Origin of the sequence: Saezia sanguinis (genome assembly GCF_003991585.1) — a bacterium.
Taxonomy (GTDB): domain Bacteria; phylum Pseudomonadota; class Gammaproteobacteria; order Burkholderiales; family Burkholderiaceae_C; genus Saezia; species Saezia sanguinis.
Window position 1 is genome coordinate 19,907 of record NZ_PQSP01000005.1, and the last position, 17,876, is coordinate 37,782.

General features: G+C 52.1%; 15 protein-coding genes and 1 tRNA gene. 5 read left to right on the forward strand and 11 right to left on the reverse strand.

The window, feature by feature from the left end:
• The first annotated feature begins 11 nt into the window (after window positions 1-11).
• The 3 genes from CUZ56_RS09585 to CUZ56_RS09595 all read left to right on the forward strand — a co-directional run bounded on the left by CUZ56_RS09585 (window position 12) and on the right by CUZ56_RS09595 (window position 2,845).
• Window positions 12-779, forward strand: coding sequence for a response regulator (locus CUZ56_RS09585; RefSeq protein ID WP_126980175.1), 768 nt, complete (start codon window positions 12-14; stop codon window positions 777-779).
• A gap of 28 nt (window positions 780-807) precedes the next feature.
• Window positions 808-883: transfer RNA gene (locus tag CUZ56_RS09590), tRNA-Phe, on the forward strand.
• A 573-nt stretch (window positions 884-1,456) separates the two neighbouring features.
• Window positions 1,457-2,845 (forward strand): anaerobic C4-dicarboxylate transporter, encoded by a 1,389-nt coding sequence (locus CUZ56_RS09595; protein WP_126980176.1) that lies wholly within the window; start codon window positions 1,457-1,459, stop codon window positions 2,843-2,845.
• 128 nt (window positions 2,846-2,973) lie between these two features.
• On the opposite strand, the gene CUZ56_RS09600 is transcribed toward CUZ56_RS09595, so the two are convergent.
• The 8 genes from CUZ56_RS09600 to CUZ56_RS09635 form a co-directional block, all read right to left on the reverse strand.
• On the reverse strand, window positions 2,974-3,741 hold the full coding sequence (locus tag CUZ56_RS09600) for a TIGR03915 family putative DNA repair protein (RefSeq protein ID WP_126980177.1): 768 nt from the start codon (window positions 3,739-3,741) through the stop codon (window positions 2,974-2,976).
• Window positions 3,742-3,752: 11 nt separating this feature from the next.
• Entirely contained in the window at window positions 3,753-5,006 is a 1,254-nt protein-coding gene (locus CUZ56_RS09605; RefSeq protein ID WP_126980178.1) for a putative DNA modification/repair radical SAM protein, read from the reverse strand.
• Window positions 5,007-5,358: 352 nt separating this feature from the next.
• The gene (locus tag CUZ56_RS09610) at window positions 5,359-6,108 is read right to left on the reverse strand and encodes a phosphatase PAP2 family protein (RefSeq protein WP_162615315.1); all 750 of its coding nucleotides are present in this window, start codon (window positions 6,106-6,108) and stop codon (window positions 5,359-5,361) included.
• A gap of 94 nt (window positions 6,109-6,202) precedes the next feature.
• On the reverse strand, window positions 6,203-7,030 hold the full coding sequence (locus CUZ56_RS09615) for a MetQ/NlpA family ABC transporter substrate-binding protein (RefSeq protein WP_204250872.1): 828 nt from the start codon (window positions 7,028-7,030) through the stop codon (window positions 6,203-6,205).
• A gap of 192 nt (window positions 7,031-7,222) precedes the next feature.
• On the reverse strand, window positions 7,223-8,389 hold the full coding sequence (gene mltA, locus CUZ56_RS09620; RefSeq protein WP_162615316.1) for a murein transglycosylase A: 1,167 nt from the start codon (window positions 8,387-8,389) through the stop codon (window positions 7,223-7,225).
• Window positions 8,390-8,623: 234 nt separating this feature from the next.
• Complete coding sequence (locus CUZ56_RS09625; RefSeq protein ID WP_126980181.1) at window positions 8,624-9,685, reverse strand: magnesium transporter CorA family protein; 1,062 nt, start codon at window positions 9,683-9,685, stop codon at window positions 8,624-8,626.
• 183 nt (window positions 9,686-9,868) lie between these two features.
• The gene (locus CUZ56_RS09630; RefSeq protein WP_126980182.1) at window positions 9,869-10,840 is read right to left on the reverse strand and encodes a threonine dehydratase; all 972 of its coding nucleotides are present in this window, start codon (window positions 10,838-10,840) and stop codon (window positions 9,869-9,871) included.
• A 43-nt stretch (window positions 10,841-10,883) separates the two neighbouring features.
• The gene (locus CUZ56_RS09635; protein WP_126980183.1) at window positions 10,884-11,744 is read right to left on the reverse strand and encodes a PhzF family phenazine biosynthesis protein; all 861 of its coding nucleotides are present in this window, start codon (window positions 11,742-11,744) and stop codon (window positions 10,884-10,886) included.
• A 470-nt stretch (window positions 11,745-12,214) separates the two neighbouring features.
• On the opposite strand from CUZ56_RS09635, the gene CUZ56_RS09640 reads away from it, so the two are divergent.
• Entirely contained in the window at window positions 12,215-12,772 is a 558-nt protein-coding gene (locus tag CUZ56_RS09640; RefSeq protein ID WP_126980184.1) for a protease inhibitor I42 family protein, read from the forward strand.
• 142 nt (window positions 12,773-12,914) lie between these two features.
• On the opposite strand, the gene CUZ56_RS09645 is transcribed toward CUZ56_RS09640, so the two are convergent.
• Both CUZ56_RS09645 and CUZ56_RS09650 read right to left on the reverse strand, forming a co-directional pair.
• Window positions 12,915-14,111 (reverse strand): aminotransferase-like domain-containing protein, encoded by a 1,197-nt coding sequence (locus CUZ56_RS09645; protein WP_126980185.1) that lies wholly within the window; start codon window positions 14,109-14,111, stop codon window positions 12,915-12,917.
• A gap of 73 nt (window positions 14,112-14,184) precedes the next feature.
• On the reverse strand, window positions 14,185-15,084 hold the full coding sequence (locus tag CUZ56_RS09650; protein WP_126980186.1) for a DMT family transporter: 900 nt from the start codon (window positions 15,082-15,084) through the stop codon (window positions 14,185-14,187).
• A gap of 142 nt (window positions 15,085-15,226) precedes the next feature.
• Here CUZ56_RS09650 and CUZ56_RS09655 point away from each other — a divergent pair, with 142 nt between their 5' ends.
• Window positions 15,227-16,690 carry an aminotransferase-like domain-containing protein gene (locus CUZ56_RS09655; RefSeq protein ID WP_126980187.1) on the forward strand — a complete coding sequence of 488 codons (1,464 nt, stop codon included), beginning with the start codon at window positions 15,227-15,229 and terminating at the stop codon, window positions 16,688-16,690.
• On the opposite strand, the gene dinB is transcribed toward CUZ56_RS09655, so the two are convergent.
• Window positions 16,663-17,859, reverse strand: a complete 1,197-nt coding sequence (gene dinB / locus CUZ56_RS09660; RefSeq protein WP_126980188.1) for a DNA polymerase IV — start codon at window positions 17,857-17,859, stop codon at window positions 16,663-16,665. The two genes, CUZ56_RS09655 and dinB, sit on opposite strands and share 28 nt — an antisense overlap.
• Between the last annotated feature and the right edge of the window lie 17 nt (window positions 17,860-17,876).

Consider the following 17,876-nt stretch of genomic DNA (forward strand, 5'->3'; position numbering starts at 1 on the left):
CTTTAACGTATATGGCAAAGATACTGATCATTGATGACGAGCTCGGTATTCGAGAGTTGCTTTCAGAAATTCTGAATGATGAAGGACACTCGGTAGAAACCGCACAGAATGCAACAGAAGCTAGGCAGGTTTTATCTGCATTTGGCCCGGATCTGGTGTTGCTGGATATCTGGATGCCCGATACCGATGGGGTTACGCTGCTCAAGGAATGGGGCAGCAGTGGTCAGTTGGTCATGCCTGTCATCATGATGTCAGGGCACGCTACCATTGACACGGCAGTGGAAGCCACCAAAATTGGTGCGATGGCATTTCTTGAAAAGCCCATTACGCTGCAAAAACTGTTGAAGGCTGTGGACCAGGCACTGAACCCGGCAAAACCAATGTTGGGCGTTGTGCCTGCATTGGCTGCCGCGGGCAATACAAACACCGTACAAATGGCAGGGGTTGCGATGCAGTCTGCTGCGCAGGCCATGCCGCAGGCGGGCATGCAAAACATGGCGCAGCAGATGGCTGCTCCTGTTGCGGCAACCAATATGCCCGGCAGCTTTGCTGTTGAAGACGAGCGCAACCAGCCGGTGCGCAGTTTTAACCTTGACAAACCATTGCGCGAAGCCAGAGATGAATTTGAAACGGTTTACTTTGAATTTCATCTGTACCAAGAAAATGGCAGCATGACCCGTGTGGCTGAGAAGACAGGCCTTGAGCGTACACACCTGTATCGCAAGCTGAAACAATTAGGCATAGATCTTTCTCGGGCAAAACGCACAAATCAAAATTAATCTGCTATACTCCTTCTTCTTTACGTAAGGCCAGATAGCTCAGTTGGTAGAGCAGCGGACTGAAAATCCGCGTGTCGACAGTTCGATTCTGTCTCTGGCCACCAAGTAAAATCAAAAGGTTAGATCATTTTCGATCTGGCCTTTTTTGTTTGTATGCCTGCCATATAAATAAGATCAAAACGCCGGGCATTTTGATATCCTGCTGTGGGTATCGCTTTTGACCACTGTTGCGGGGTAGATGGTGTTGACCAAGGTGCCTGCAATTTTCATGCTGACCATCCATCAGAAATAATAGATTGTTGGTTGAAAAGAATAAAGACCCTTGGAGAGTGGTTTTGTATTCTTAAAAAGGCATGCATATCAATCGTCTGCATGCGGTAAAGAAAAATACACCCACGGGCCGTGAAAAAAATAATAAGATATGCATGCTCAATATAGCGATCTCATCGCATAAGAATATTCAAATTCCTCATATATAAAATTCCTGGGTACGTTTTGAGCACAATGGCATTGGACAGATTGATGCGTATCAATGTTTCTTGAAACAATAGGCGATGGTGTTGCAAATAACACTTTTTATGAGACGCTAATAGCAATAAATTGCTTTTTCTCAAGGGCGGGTATCAGTACAATTTTAAATAGCCATATTGGTTTCTCACCGTATAAGGGAGCGTGATATGAGTTTTCTAACCAGCTTGAACGAAGGCACGCAGTTTGCCCTTCAATTAATCATTGTCCTCATTTGTTTGTTTTACGGCGCAAAGAAAGGTGGTATTGCGCTAGGGTTGCTGGGTGGTATCGGTCTGGTGGTTCTGGTCTTTGGCTTCAATGTCCAGCCGGGAAAACCTGCCATTGATGTCATGTTGACGATTCTGGCTGTGGTGGTTGCCAGCGCGACGTTACAGGCCAGTGGTGGTCTGGATGTGATGCTGCAGATCGCAGAGAGAATATTAAGGCGCAACCCCAGGTATGTCAGTCTTCTGGCCCCGTTTGTGACGTTCTTTCTGACTGTATTGTGCGGAACTGGGCACGTTGTTTATACCATGCTCCCGATTATTTATGATATTGCCATTAAAAATGGTATCCGCCCTGAGCGACCCATGGCAGCGTCATCAATCGCTTCGCAAATGGGGATTATCGCCAGTCCGGTTTCAGTGGCAGTTGTTTCACTGACGGCATTCCTGATCAATGCCAACCACCCGCTGGCCGGTTTTGATGGTTATCTTGATTTGCTGAAAATAACGATTCCTTCCTCACTGTGTGGTGTGTTGGGTATTGGTATTTTCAGTTGGTTCAGAGGGAAAGATCTGGATAAGGACCCTGTGTTCCAGAAGTTCATTTCTAACCCCGAAAACCGTCAGTATGTTTATGGTGAAACAGAAACCCTGCTGGGTAAAAAGCTGCCGCGTTCCAATTGGCTGGCCATGTGGATTTTCCTGGGTGCTATCGTCGTGGTTGCTTTGATGGGCGCATACGAAGATCTGCGGCCTGCATGGGAAGGCGCTAACGGCAAGATTACCCGCCTGAATATGGTGAATACCATTCAGATTTTCATGCTGCTTGCCGGGTCGTTTATCCTGATCTTCACACCGACCGATGCGGGCAAGATCGGTAAAAATGAAATTTTCCGCAGCGGTATGATTGCACTGGTGGCGGTGTTCGGGATTTCGTGGATGGCAGACTCCATGTTTGCGGTTCATACACCGATGATCAAAGCCGCTTTGGGTGAAGTGGTGACAGAGCATCCCTGGACGTATGCGGTCATGCTGTTGATCATCTCTAAATTTGTGAACTCACAGGCTGCTGCGATTGCTGCGTTTGTTCCGCTGGCATTGAGCATTGGCGTGCCACCGGGCGTGATTGTGGCGTTTGCACCAGCATGTTATGGTTATTACATTTTGCCAACGTATCCAAGTGATTTGGCTGCGATTCAGTTTGACCGCAGTGGTACCACCCGGATCGGCAAGTTTGTGATCAACCACAGCTTTATTTTCCCAGGGCTGATCGGTGTGATCACATCATGTATCTTTGGTTATATTCTGGCTGCGATGTATGGCTACGTTTAATGAATAGCCATATTGATGATCGGAGTCATCGACTGAGAGCGTATTCTCTCAACAGATCAAGAGGCCTGTACAGGCCTCTTTTTTTATTCAGAGGGGATATTCTTTCATGGACATGATGATGCGCTGTTTTACAGACTCTGCTTTTCTGTCAGATAGCGCCAAAAGCGCCTGGGCATATGCTGCCGGTGCAGTCTGGGGTTCAGCCGTTCCTGAATGGTCAGCGCCTTAAAGTATTTCTGCCACATGGTTTGCAGCAGTTTTTCATCATCGGCTAATGCGCTGGCTTTGAGTTGTCCCTGGGTAAAGTGTTCATCCCAATTCAGTGTGATTTCGGTGATACTGTTCAAGTCGTAAAAGTAACCATAACCGCGTCCCATATCGTAGATGATCCACTTCTGGTCGGCGAAACGGTCGCCAAAATGTGAAAGCGTCAGCGGCAATGCGTTATACACCGGGTTGACCGGGGCGAAGTAAATGTCATCTACCGTTTTCTGAAAACGTACAAACTGAATCAGATGCAGTTGTTCCTTGCTGACTTTTTTTGCCAGTTGCCACAATGCCAGAATATCTTCATCGCTCAGGTTGCCTTCAACGGACATGTCATTGTCAACGACTTTTTGGATGACTCTGAACACCAGGCTGGCACAGTCTGCATCTTCCGAAAACCAGGCACACAGTAACTGGTAGCAGGCCTGGTCAGAAAGCTTGTCATGCAACACATGCCATACACGTGTTGCCTTGTGTGTGTCTGTTTGAATGTTGGTGGCGTGGCTTGTAAACAAGGGCAGCACAGCGTTGTAAGGCAGCAGTTTTTCGGGAAAACATTTTTGCCGATATGCCTCAAAAACGCAGGTCAGCAAGCCGTCAAAAGTTTCATCAAATAAAAATACCTGCATGGGCGGTACGCCTAAAAAACCAGGTCCAGTTGCTGAGCAATCGGACGGACGGATTTTGTTTCGGTTAACTGCCGTCTGATTTGCAACGGATTGATATCAAGCCGGGATGATGCAGCAGAGCCGGGGCAGCGAATAAAGTATCGGGCACGTTTGGTAACGACTCCAATTTTGCGCAGCGTTTCCAGTGTGAGTGTGCCATGCCGTCTGGCGTTGATGATGATTTTGGCAGATCTCACACCAATACCGGGAATCCGTAAAATCTGCGCATAATCTGCCCGGTTGATATCGATGGGGAATATTTCCGGATGCCGAAGTGCCCAGGCCAGCTTGGGGTCAATGTCCAGATCAAGCTGGGCGGAATCGCCATCGACAATTTCAGCCGCATCAAACTGGTAAAACCGCATCAGCCAGTCGGCCTGATAAAGGCGGTTTTCGCGCAGCAAAGGGGCTTGTGTTACCACTGGCAGGCGCTTGTCATAAGCGTTGACAGGAATGAAGCCAGAGTAATAAACGCGCTTCATGCTGGCGCGATGGTACAGTGCAGAGGAAAGCAGCAGGATGTCCCGGTCTGTTTCCCCCGAGGCGCCGACAATCATCTGGGTGCTTTGCCCGGCCGGAACGAACCGTGGGGCAGAGCGGTATTTTTGTCTGGCTTCGCGGTTTTCTTCAATGCCGCGCTGAATGTAATGCATGGGGCGGTAAACGCTTTGGTGGTCTTTTTCCGGTGCCAGCAGTTTCAGATTGCGTTCAGACGGGATTTCAATGTTAACGCTCAGGCGGTCGGCGTACAGGCCTGCTTCATTGATCAGCTCCTGGCTGGCGCCTGGAATGCTCTTCATGTGAATGTAGCCATTAAAGTGCTCTACCAGGCGCAGTTCTTTGACCACGCGTACCATACGCTCCATGGTGTGGTCGGCATTTTTAATGATGCCGGAACTTAAAAAAAGGCCTTCAATGTAGTTTCTGCGGTAAAACGCAATGGTCAGCTCCACCAGTTCTTTCACGGTGAATGCCGCACGTGCCACATCGTTGCTTTTGCGGTTGATGCAATAGGCGCAGTCATAAATGCAGATATTGGTCAGCAGGATTTTCAGCAGTGAAAGGCAGCGGCCATCCTCAGTAAAACTGTGACAAATGCCCCAGCCTGAAGCACTGCCAATTTGCCCTTGCCGATGCTTGCGCGTAACGCCACTGGACGCGCAGGAAACATCGTATTTGGCAGATTCGGCCAGAATTTCGAGTTTTTTAACAAGCGTATCTTTCATGGTATCACTTGGGGCCAATGCGCCGCTCTACTCGTTTAACCACTGCACAAGTAAAGCAAAGAGGTGATGCAGGCCAACAAACCCAGGCAACCCGGCACAGTGGTCAACGGATAAAATATACCCCATTATACTGTATATTTATACAGTATCAAGTGCTTGAAAAACAGCAATGAATATAAAAAAGCTCACCGGAGGTGAGCTTGTGTCTGGCTTGCTGAATGCTTTTAGGGACAGGGCACATTAAATAGGGCGTTGCTCAGCTTGGCAAGGGTCCTTACCATTGCCTTCGCTTCGCGCCTTGTCCTACCCCCATTCCAGCAAACGCAATCTCTCTATTTAATGCGTCCTGCCCCTAAGGAACAGGAGCGTGGAAAACCCATTTGTTCCAGCAAATGCGGGCAATGTAAATCAGGATAAATGCCAGCAGACACGAAAGCATGACATCCTGTGGCCAGTGCATTCCAAGCAGCAGGCGGCTGGCTTCAATGGCACAGGCCCAGCACATGATCAATGTCATCATGATGTAGGCTTTTTTCCGCCATAACAACAGCCACAGCATCAGCATCCACTGCGCCACAAAGATGCTATGCCCGGACGGGAATGAAAATCCGGTTTCCTTGGCCCAATGGGCCTGCTGCCATGATGGAACGGTGAATTGTGAAAAGTCCTGCCGTGTCAGAAATTCTTTGCGTTCTTCACGCGTGAGCTGGTAAAAATCGCTGGCATTGATGTGGTTGCTTTTTTCCAGCCAGACGATATAGGGGCGGGGTGCCTGGGCCACGTTTTTGAGTGTGGATTTGACAAGCTGTCCGACCCCGAGTGTTGCGGCCATAATGACGACCAGCAACAGTTTTTTGCGTGCAGGTAGCTGCGGGTAATAAAACAGGGGAATGATACCCAGGACAATACAGGTCACAAATGCATAAGGCACGGTCCCGGTCTCTGTGACAAGGTACAGCGGAAACAGATAAGCCGGAATTTCAACTGGAGGAAGCCACTGCCAGTGCAGCACAACGGCGATGCCGGGCACCAGCAAAAGCACAAGCGTTCCGATGGTGAGCAGTGTCAATGTGGTTTTTGAGTTTCCTGTATTTAACTTCATGCGCCCGCAAAAATGAGATATCTTAATGAAACAAAAGGCATGACAGTCTGTCATGCCTTAGGCGGATTATAAATAGAGCCTTCTATTTATGCACTCAGAATGCCGGAATGATCGCGCCTTTGTAGTGTTCCAGAATATATTGTTTGGTTTGTTCGCTGTGCAGGGCTTCCATCAGCTTGGCAATGGCCGGGGCGTTGGCATTGTCTGAGCGGGATACCACCACATTGACGTAAGGCGAGTCCTGGCTTTCAATCAGCAAGGCATCCTTCAATGGATTCAGCCCGGCTTGCAGCGCATAGTTGGTGTTGATCAGCGCCAGATCCATTTCAGGCAATACGCGTGGTAACTGGGCTGCATCCAGTTCGACAAAACGCAGGTTTTTCGGGTTCTCAATCACATCTTTGGATGTGGCCAGCAGGTTGGTCGGGTCTTTCAACTGGATGATCTTGGCGGCATGCAACAGCAGCAATGCCCTGGCACCGTTGGATGGATCATTGGGCAAAGCCACTGTAGCGCCATCTTTCAGGTCTTCAATGCGGGTGATTTTTCTGGAATAAGCACCAAAGGGCTCAATGTGCACGTTGCCGTTGGGTACAACGACCAGTGTGGTGCGATGTTCATTGTTGAACGTGTCCAGGTAAGGTTTGTGCTGGAAGAAATTGGCATCAAGCTGCTTGTCTGCAAGTGCACGGTTAGGCAGCACATAGTCGGAAAACTCCATGATCTGCAAATCAATACCCTGCGCTTTGAGTGTAGGTTTCACAAATTCAAGCAGTTCAGCATGTGGTACCGCCGTGGCGCCGACCTTCAGTGTGGTGGTTGTTTGTGCCTGGGTGGCAAATGCTGTGAGCGAAAGTGCAACGGCGGCAACGCCACCGGAAAGCACGCGCCAAAAGGAGCGCCGCTGGTGTAATGTATTCATTCAAAAATCTCCTTTAAAAGGCTACAAAGTGATGGTAGATGTTCAGCGGCCCGGAATGCAGTTTTTCTGAAGCGTTCTGTATGCAGGCCGGCAGGTCATTTAAAGTGAATATATTAGCGCGAAATCTGATTGTGCGGCTAGAACATGTTTTCATGAGTTTATAACTAAAAATGTTATGCGCAGCGATATGGTTTATTCGGGTTTGGGTAAAAAGGCCCACATGAAAAGTGTCTGTTTGGTGCGGCCTGCCTGTTCACCGGCTTCATGGCCCTGGCCCCAGAAGTAGTCGGCCCGAACCGCGCCGACAATGGCCGAACCGGTATCCTGCGCCAGTACCAGCCGTTGTAAAGGCTGGGTCTGTCCGGAAGGGTCTTCACTTGCAATCCATACCGGTGTGCCGTAAGGAATGGCGCGCTTATCCACTGCAATGGAGCGCCCGGAAGTCAGCGGGACGCCCTGGGCACCAACCGGCCCCAGGGTAGGGTCGTCCAGCGGGACTTCATTAAAAAAGATGTAACGCGGGTTGGACCACAGAACTTCCTGCAGCCGTTCGGGGTGTTCGTCCAGCCAGGCTTTGATGCCAGGCCAGGTGGCATCGGTAATCAGATTGCGATCGAGCAGGTATCTGCCCACACTGCCGTAGCGGTGGTTGTTGCTGGCCGCGTAAGCAGCGCGTACGCGGTGGGTGGTGCCGTCAGGTTCCGTCAGTACCAGTTGCCCCGAGCCCTGAATGTGCAGAATCAGCGCATCCAGCGGGTCTGCCAGATAGGCAAATTCGTACCCCTGGACGGCGCGTTGCGCGCGCGGGTTGGATTCGATGTCTTTGCGGCTCCAGTAAGGGTTGGTGGGGTGCAGGTCGGGCGGAGGGAGGTAAAGCGGTACGGTAAAGTCGCCCTGTGGCTGACGGCGGGCCCGGAAAATAGGCTCATAGTACGCGGTCAGAATGCCTTTGGTGTTGCCGTTCAGCGCTTCAATGCGGTAGGGCTGGAGGTGGTCATACATCCACTGGCGTTTGGTATTTTCGCTGGCGTTGGCCAGATGAATGATCTGCCCGCAGGCCTGAGCCCAGGTTGCAGATGTCTGGCTGCAGCTCCAGACCCATGCCTGCCATGCCTCACCGACACGGTCATGGTTCCAGCCTGGTAAATCAGCCCAGCGCACAGGAACCCAGCGACTGCCCGGCATGTAAATCGTGCGGGCGGTAGGTGAAACCCTGTTGTAGTCAGACGGTAGGCGCAAAGGAATATCCGGCCCGTCCGCCGCAGGATAGTGGGCATAAGGGTCTGCATCGTCATACGTCCCGGTTGGCCCCATACAGGCTTGCAGCAACAGCGCCGCAGCGGCGCACATGGTGTACATGAGCCGGCGTTGCCAGGATGGGGGTTGGGATGATGAATGAGGTACAAGCTGTATAGGCTGCCGCTTAGGGTGAATGCGCGCGGAAAGGGCAGAGGTCATTTGAAAAAGAAACATGTTGCAACTAACGCCAGGTCATCGTCAAACAAGGGATGTGGGTAGAACTATACCGCATATCAGAGGCAGGGCTGGCGATACTGACAAAGCAGGCACAACAGCAAAAACATGTTCTGGCGGCTACCCCAGGTAGTTTTTGCGGGAGAAGTAATGCACCAGCACCGCAGTGTTCACCAGCATGACCACCAGCACCAGCCAGAAGCCCCATGAGTATTTGGTTAAAAACATATCGGCAAAGTTCATGCCAAACAAACCGGTCAGCAGATTCAGCGGCAGGAAAATGGCGGTCAGCACGGTGAGTGTACGCATCACATGGTTGGTACGGTTGGCGGTGGCAGAAAAATGCAGTTGAATCGCGCCTTCTAAAGAGGATTCCAGCCGGTGTACATGGGAGCGTGAGCGTTCAATGTGCTCAATGACATCGCGCGCGCGTACCTCTAGCAGTTCGGTGTTGCTGTCGTCCCCTTCATCTTCAATGGATTCCAGCCAGGCTTTGATGGCAACGCTCTGGTCTTCACACAAATCTTCCATCTGGTGTAGCGCATTGCGGGATTCGAACAGCGCCTGCCAGTTGGTTTGGGGCTGTTCGGTACTGAGCAGTGCGTTTTGCCAGCGGTCGAGCTGGTGTGACAGGTGCCGCCGCAGATCCACATAACCGTCAATCAAAAAGTCTACCAGCCGCAGCATGAGTTCATCCGGGCTGATGGGTAAATGCAGGCCTGTACGCCGCAGCCGCCCGGTAGATGCGGTATTGTCGTTAAGTAACTTGGCGGCAAACTGGTTGCGGTGTTCAATGTCGTCATGCACCGTCAATAAGATGCGGTCGAAAATGATAAAGCCGACCGGTGCCGTGCTGATATACCGCGCAAAACTCAATTCGCACGCATCCGGGTTTTCGTTTTCGCTGTCATCCATGTTATAGGCGGTCAGGCGCCGGAATACGATGACATCGTAATAGGAGGTAAAGTCATAATGCGACGGCTGTTGTGTGCTCAGCAGATCCTGGATGTGAAAATCGAGTAACGGACGGCCATCCAGATTCGTCAGAATCTCCTGAATATCGGGCAGACATTCTTCAAATTCACTCCGGGCGCAGGACAGCCATAAAAATTCGCTGCCACTGAGTGCCTGAGGTGCCTGAGTATACTCACGTGCCGTGTTTTCAATACCAATGATACGCATAGAGAACGCCCTGAAGATCTAAAGCCTTTTGTCTGGTGCTGACCAGAAGCACAAAAATGGCATGCTGCCATCAAAAACGATCAGCCTCTAATATACATGGAATGTGCAGGAAACAGAAGCAGCAGCCCGATTTTTTGCAGTATGGCCTGTGCCAAAACCATGACAAGGCGATTTGCTTTACGCTCAAAATGCCCGCGACAGAACCTGCGTGAACAATGCTGCATCCACATTGCCACCGGATAAGGAAACGCCAACGGTTTTATTTTGCCAGCGGTCTTTTTGCTGAATGGCTGCGGCCAGTGCGGCAGCACCTGCACCTTCAGCCACGTTATGTGTGTCGGTAAACAGAATACGCATGGCGTCGGCAACTTCCTGGTCGGTAACAGCAACAATATCGTCTGCTTCCCGCCAGATCAGTTCAAGCGCCTGTGGATCAGGCGTGCTGCATGCCAGGCCGTCGGCAAGCTGTGTTGTTGCCGGAACGACAACAGCGCGCTTTTCAATGAATGATTGCTGATAGGCGGAGGCATGTGCCGAAACCACGCCGATCAAACGCGTTTTCAGGTTGAGCAGGTTACGAACAGCCGCTGCAGCGCAGAAGCCCGAACCCTGCCCGATAGGAACAAAAAGCACGTCCGGTTGCACGGTTTTAAAAAACTCCAGCCATGCGGTGGCAACGCCTGCAATCAGGTCAGGGTGAAATGAAGGAACAAAGTGCAAAGACTGCTGGTGCTGGAGCGCTGTCGCGTACTCCTTCGCCTGTTGGAAGTCGTCGCCATGTTCCACCAGCTCGGCGCCTAAGGCCTGCATTGCCGCGTTTTTTTCTGCCGAGTTGCCATGCGGTACCACAATGGTTACCGGCAGATTGCACAGGCTTGCAGCCAGTGCGACGGACTGCCCATGGTTGCCCCGTGTGGCACACAATAAGCCCGCAGGCTTGGTGCCGGCTTGCAGCAGGCGGTTGGCATAAACCAGCCCGCCGCGAATCTTGAAGGCACCTACAGGCAGGTGGTTTTCGTGTTTGACCCAGACGGTGGCGCCAACCCGTTTTTTCAGTAACGGCCAGGCATATTGAGGGGACGCTGGCAAATGGGCATAAACGACCTGACCGGCATGGGCAAGCTGATCGGATGTCAGAATAGGCGAATGGCTCATATACGGATGTTTCTTTGGATGGTTATATGCAACAGCAAGCCGGTTAGAGCTGCAAGTTTCCTTCAGAACAGGTTGTTGTATGTCCTCCGACCCAGACCTGGTCGGCGTCATCCTGCTGAATATAGATGCGACCGGTCCTCCCCAGTACCGTGCCTTGTGCTGCCAGGTAGTGGGCAGGCGCCTGATGTGTCGCAATCAGCCATTGCGCCAGCGATGCATTCAGGCTGCCGGTGATCGGGTCTTCTGCAACCCCCATGACCGGCGCAAAAAAACGGACTTCAAATTGGGGTGAGTCTGCGTTTTCAGCAATGTTCTCGTGTGGGCCGATCAGCCCGACATCCAGCCCGGCCTCGCCAAGCATTTGCAGGTTGGGGATAACATTTAACACGGTTTGCGCACTGTCAAGCAAAAGGGCGTTGTAAGGACGCCCGGCATCCAGCCTCTGATGGTCTACAACTTGTGCGCGATCAAGGTCAAGTGCCCGGCAGATCAACTCCAGATCCGCTTTGGCCAATGGTGTGCGCTGAATTGGCGGCGCAGCAAAGCTGCGATACGCGGGATTCATCTGGCGTATTTCCACCAGGCCGACTTTGCATTGCTGAACTATTTTGCCGGCATGCTGTGGTTGAGCACCTGTTTGCAGCCAGGCATGGCAGGCGCCCAGGGTTGGGTGCCCTGCAAACGGCAGTTCGGTACCGTTGGCGGTGAATATGCGCATCTGATAATCTGCATCAGCCTGAGTGGGCGGGAGCAGAAATACCGTTTCCGACAGGTGCAGCCAACTGGCAATGCGCTTCATGGCGATTTCATCCAGTGCCTGCGCATGGTGCACAACGGCCAAAGGGTTGCCGCGAAATGGCTGCGAAGAAAAAACATCAACCAGATGAAAAGGATATGAAACCATCGTTGGCTTTCAAAAATAAATGGTTTAACTTTAAAAGTTCCACTGTAGCAGTGATTGATATGCCATGCTACCGGATTCATATTTTTTATGATGATCAGCGCAAAGTAGCCGTTGCAATCCATTTGAATTTGTGTTGACTTTTGGGCCACAGCAGCACGCATATGAGAGGAGATTTTGCGATGCGGAATTATTCTTTGAAATCGTTGATTGAGCCAGTTTTTTTCATGTATACTGAAACCGGTTACTTGGAAAAGCCTTACTTATTGCGGATTTGCTAAGTTTTCATCCCGATACGATTCCATACCTGAGATTATAAAAATGGCCGTTTTTTTGGCCAAACGTTGTATTGAAATATCCAGGGTAACTACGGAGTTGTAGTTTTAAATTCCATTCAACTGTGACATTTGGTATGTATTGAAGTACATGGCCATGCGTTGTCATATTTTAAATTTGTAAAACAGGAGACTTGGATGAAAAAGAATGTTGGTGAAGTATTTACAGTAGAGCGTGTAGAACAGGCTGGTACAGGATATAGCTACCATCTGGTCAAACTTGACGGCGGGTTGTCTTTGATCGACATGGATGTGGTATCCCAGTCATCTTTATCCGGAGGGCCTGTAAAACGGGTATTCAGCTTTGCAGGCATGAAGCCGGGGAAAGCAGTATTTCAACTGGCAAAATTCAGAGTGTTTGATCTTTCCAATGCTTTGTACGAAGAGGAAATGACCGTTGAAATTCAGCCTGCAGCAGGAAGCGCTAACAATGCCAATATGGTGGGCGGCTGGAGTGAACAGAAACCATTGACCAAAGAGGACAAGGCCGTATTTGACGAAGCCTTGACCGGCTTTGTCGGCGTTCAGTATGTACCGGTTTCTGTGGCAACTCAAATTGTTGCGGGTATGAATTACCGTTTTATTTGCGATGCAAAAATAGTCATTCCCAACGCACAACCTTATAAGGCAATGGTTGAAATACATAAACCACTGCAAGGAAAGGCGATGATAACCAATATTCACCGCCTTCCATAACGCCGTACATTCACAAAACAGGTGTGCAACATGCTTGTTTTGTGAAATGGAAGGGAATAATTCCCTGTAAAAAACAATTAACAGACTGGTCAAGCAAGTATTGATCCAGTCTGTTATTCAATGAAGTACGGCGTGCAAGGGCTTAAGAGCGTGCCAGTTCTTCTTTAATGGTGGTTGCCAAAGCCGCAATTGCTGTATTGATCTGTTCCACCGATGCGGTAACATAAGACAAGCGCATGTGGTTTTGTTCCGGGGCATTGGCGTAAAACGCTGCGCCGGGCACATAGGCCACATTGTGGGCAATGGCACGCGGGAACATGTCCATGGTGTTGATCTGTTTGGGCAGATCCAGCCACAGGAACATGCCGCCAACGGGTCGTGTCCATGTCACACCCAGCCCGGTCATTTCACGCTCCAGCGCTGCCAGCATGGCGTCGCGTTTTTCTTTGTAGAGCGCGCGGATGGTCGGCACGTGCTGGTCCAGGAAACCGTCTTTAATGACTTCATATACAATGCGCTGGTTGAAGGTCGGGGCGTGCAGGTCTGCGGCCATTTTGGCAAACAGCAGTTTGCTGAAAATGGCTTTTGGTGCAACCAGATAACCCATGCGCAGGCCTGGTGCCAGCACCTTGGAGAATGAACCCAGATAGATATTTTGCTCAGGTGCGCGCGAAGTCAGCGAGGCCGGTGGCGGCGCTTCAAACCACAGGTCGCCATAAGGGTTATCTTCAACCAGCGGAATGCCAAGCTGCTGTGCTTCCTGTGCCAGGGCGGCACGGCGCTCATCATTCATGAAGCGGCCGGTTGGGTTCTGGAAATTGGGCAGAACATACATGAAGCGCGCTTTTTGTGCGCCGGTTCCGGCTTTTTCTCTTAGGTCTGCAGGGATGGGGCCGCAGTCGTCACTTTGCACACTGTCCACGACCGGCTCCATGGGGCAGAATGCCTGTAGGGCACCCATATACGTCGGGGTTTCAACCAGAATGCGGCTGCCGCAATCCAGCAATACTTTGGCAATCAGGTCCAGCCCTTGTTGCGAGCCGGTTGTGATGATGACCTGATCGGCATCCACTTTCATTCCCTGCTTTTTCAGGTCGTTGGCAACCCATTCGCGCAGTGGGGCGTAACCTTCTCCGGCGGAGTATTGCAATGCGTCAGACCCTGCACTGGACAGCACCTGCTGGCAGGCACGCGCCATCATTTCAACCGGGAACGTCTGTGCGGCTGGCAAACCGCCAGCCAGCGAAATGATCTGAGGGTTTTCTGTCAGCTTGAGCAACCCCTGGACGATGCCCGGATCAAATGTTTTAACGCGTTGTGCTAGTGTCCATTCTGTCATGCTAATTCCTGTTTTTATATAAAAGTGAGATGATGAAATGTTTTGTTAATGATAGTGCGGCCTTGAAAACTGCTTATTTCGGTATGGCATGGCGTTTGCCGATCATAACGACGATCACAACGGCTGCGGCAAACACCAAAGCGGTCGGGTCAAACGCTTCTCCCAGCAGGGGAATCGCTATCAGAATGCTGAGAAAGGGTTGAAACAACTGCAACTGGCTGACGCGCAGCGGCCCGCCTAGGTGAAGCCCACGGTACCAGGCAAAAAAGCCAGCCCACATCGAAAAAATACCGGTATAGGCAAAACCGATCCAGGCACTGGTGTCCACCGGGGCTTGCGGCCAGCTCATGAGTGTGCCCGGAATGGTGATGGGCAAACCGAGGATGCATATCCAGCAGATGGTTTGCTCTGCACCCAGTGCCGGGGTGACTCGTGCGCCGTAAGCATACCCGATCGCGGCAAAAATGATTGCAGCAATCAGGTACAGGTCTGCCGTTTCCAGCGCAAAACCATGCCCTTGCTGATAAGCGCGCAGCATCGAAAAGCCCATGGTCAAAGCGGCGCCCAGAAAGGCACAGACCCAGAACAGCGGGCGCGCCCTGAGCTTGAGAATGCAGGCCACAACAATGGCCGTTGCCAAGGGTGCCAAAGCGGTGATAACGGCGGCGTGTGTTGCAGACACCTGCCGCATGGCCATTCCCAGAAACAGGGGCCAGCCAATGACATTGCCAACGACCGCCAGGCTCAGCGATGTCCATTGCATACGCCCTTTGGGCCAGGGGGAGCGTACAGCCGCCAGAAAGATGATGGAAAGCATACCAGCCACAAAGGCGCGCCCGAAGGCAATGAACCATGGAGAGAGTTGCGGGTTGGAGGCATCTCCGGTTGCCAAGCGCGTCATAGGTACGGTTGCCGCAAAAATAGCAACACCTAAAAAACCAAGCCAAAGTCCACGGGTTTCACTGCGCATCATCAACGGGAGTCAAAAAAGTGTTTTGTATGAAGGCTTTACTTTATAAAAAGAAACCAGTACAGTCCCAATACAGTAATGCAATCAATTCCCGACTCTGTATTGGTTAATTTACCAATACAGAAGGGGAAAGGATAAAGATCCGATGTTAACGAGAACCTCTTCCCAAACGTTGACCGAACAACTGGTCAACCGGTATACATGGCAGATTCAGGAGGGCGTATTGCTGCCGGGTGCGCGTCTGCCTTCTGTGCGCGAGTGTGCCCGGCGCCATGGCGTCAGCCCGTATACCGTGGTTGCCGCTTATGACCAGTTGCAGGCGCAAGGGTTGGTGGAAGCGCGAAAACAACGCGGGTTTTATGTGCGTGATGTGTCCCATGATCTGCAGCATAACCATGCTGCGCATAACCGGTCTTCTGCCAATAGCGCAGATGTGCATGCGCCGGTCAATGCGGTGGCATTGATTCGTGGCATGATGCAGCCGTGGCCCGGCTTTCAGGACCGCCCGATGCCGGGTTCCGGAGCGCTGCCGGTGGAGTGGCTGGAGAATTCATTTTTGGGCATGGCTTTGCGCCGCGCCAGCAGTGCCAAGCTGTTCAATGACATGAGCCTGCGTTATGGTGAGCCCGCCGGAGACCGGCTGCTGCGTGAAATGCTGGCACATCGCCTGGCACAGTATGATGTGGTGGCGCATGCTGACCAGATTGTGACGACCATTGGCGCCACCCAGGCGCTGGATATCATCACGCGCACATTGTTGCAGTCGGGCGATGCGGTGATGGTGGAAGAGCCGGGCTGGTCGGTGGAGTTTGCGCGGCTGGTTTCTTTGGGGATGCGCGTGCTGCCGGTGCCGCGTGGCCCGCAGGGGCCGGACTTGAGCGTGGTGCAGCATTATTGTGAAGAGTTTCATCCGCGCCTGTATGTCAGCGTCAGTGTGTTGCATAACCCGACCGGTACCTGCCTGTCGCCGATGACGGCGCATCAAATGCTGCAACTGGCGCAGCAATACGATTTTTATATTGCAGAAGATGATACCTATGCCTCTTTTGCCCCAGCACATATGACGCGTGTGAGTGTACTCGATGGATTGGTGAGGACGATCTATGTGGGCGGGTTTTCCAAGATACTCGCGCCCAACTGGCGCGTAGGTTATTTGGCTGCTGCGCCGGCGCTGGTTGACCGGCTGATTGCCACCAAACTGATTTCAACGCTGACCACACCTTCGCTGATGGAGCGTGCACTGGCATACAGCCTGGAGCAGGGGCAGGTGCGCCGACACGCTGAACGGCTGCGCGAGCGGCTGGATGCCGCACGGGTGCGCAGTGTCCGGTTGGCGGAAAAAGCCGGCTGCCAGTTTATTTTTGATCCGGCCGGTCTGTTTGGCTGGGTGGATACCGGCGTTGATACGGCAGCGCTTGCGCAGCGCATGGCCGATATGGGCTGGCTGCTTGCGCCGGGGGCGCTGTTCATGGTCAACTCGGGCGCTTCTACCTATATGCGTATCAACTTTGCAACCTCCCAGGATGCCCGGTTCTGGCAGGATTTTGAGCGTGCACGCGATGCCATGTGCAGCAAAGCGCCTCAAAACAGGGGTAAAGTATCGCCCTGATCAAGTGCCGTGGTGTTTTGTTCCGGCGAGTAGGGCGTCAACGTGCCTATCCGTACCCCCAGCAGGCGCAGTTTTCGGCTGAACTCAATGCGTTTAAGGCATTGGCCTGCCACTTGCCGGATCACTCTGGCGTCCCCCGTAGGGTAAGGAATGGTGATGGCGCGTGTTACGGTCTGAAAGTTGTCAAACTTCAGCTTCACGCCAATATTGCGCCCGACAAAACCTTTTGCACTTAGGTCCTTGGCCACCTGCTGGCACAGGCGGGTGAAGGTTTCTCCCAGCAACTGTTTATCGCGCTTAACGTGCAGGTCGTGTTCAAAAGTCGTCTCGCGGCTGACACTTTGTATCAGCCGTTCGGTTTCTATGATGCGTTCATCATGCCCCAGTGCCGTTTCGTGCAGCCAGACGCCATAACGGTGCCCGAAGTGCTGCATCAGCGTTGTGACAGGTGTTTGAGCCAGTTCGCCAATGGTGATGATGTTCAGGTCATGCAGTTTCTGGGTGGCGCGCGGGCCAATGCCGTTGACACGCGCCACCGGCAGCGGCCAGATGCGCTCAGGAATATCCTGCGCGCGCAGCAGGGTCAGGCCATTGGGTTTTTCCAGGTCGGAACACAGTTTAGAGAGGAGTTTGTTGGGCGTAATGCCAATAGAACAGCTCAGTTGCGTGGCCTGCCTGACATTATCCTTGATTGCCTGCGCAATGCGTCTGGCGCCGGCCATAGGGTCGGTTGGGGTGGAGGCGTCAATGTCGGGGATATCGGTCAGGTCAATGTAAATCTCGTCAATTCCACGGTCTTCAATCACCGGGGCAATCTCTCGCACGGCAGCTTTGAATAAACGGGAAAAATGCCGGTAGCGGTCAAAATCTGCCGGCAGTAAAAACGCGTCTGGCGCAAGCGCAGCTGCCTTCATGATGCCCATGGCCGAGTGAACCCCGAATGCTCTGGCTTCATAAGTGGCCGTGGTGATGACACCACGCCCGGTATAGTCTTTCAGGCGTGGCCATTGGGCCAAAGGCAGATCTGTTTCGGTGACTTCTCCAGCATGTCTTTTGCGCCCGCCGATGACAACCGGCAGGCCTTTGAGCTGTGGGTAGCGTAGCAGCTCGACAGATGCATAAAAAGCATCCATATCCAGGTGAGCGATGTAACGTTGTGGGCCGGTCATGGTTGTTACTGCTTTGC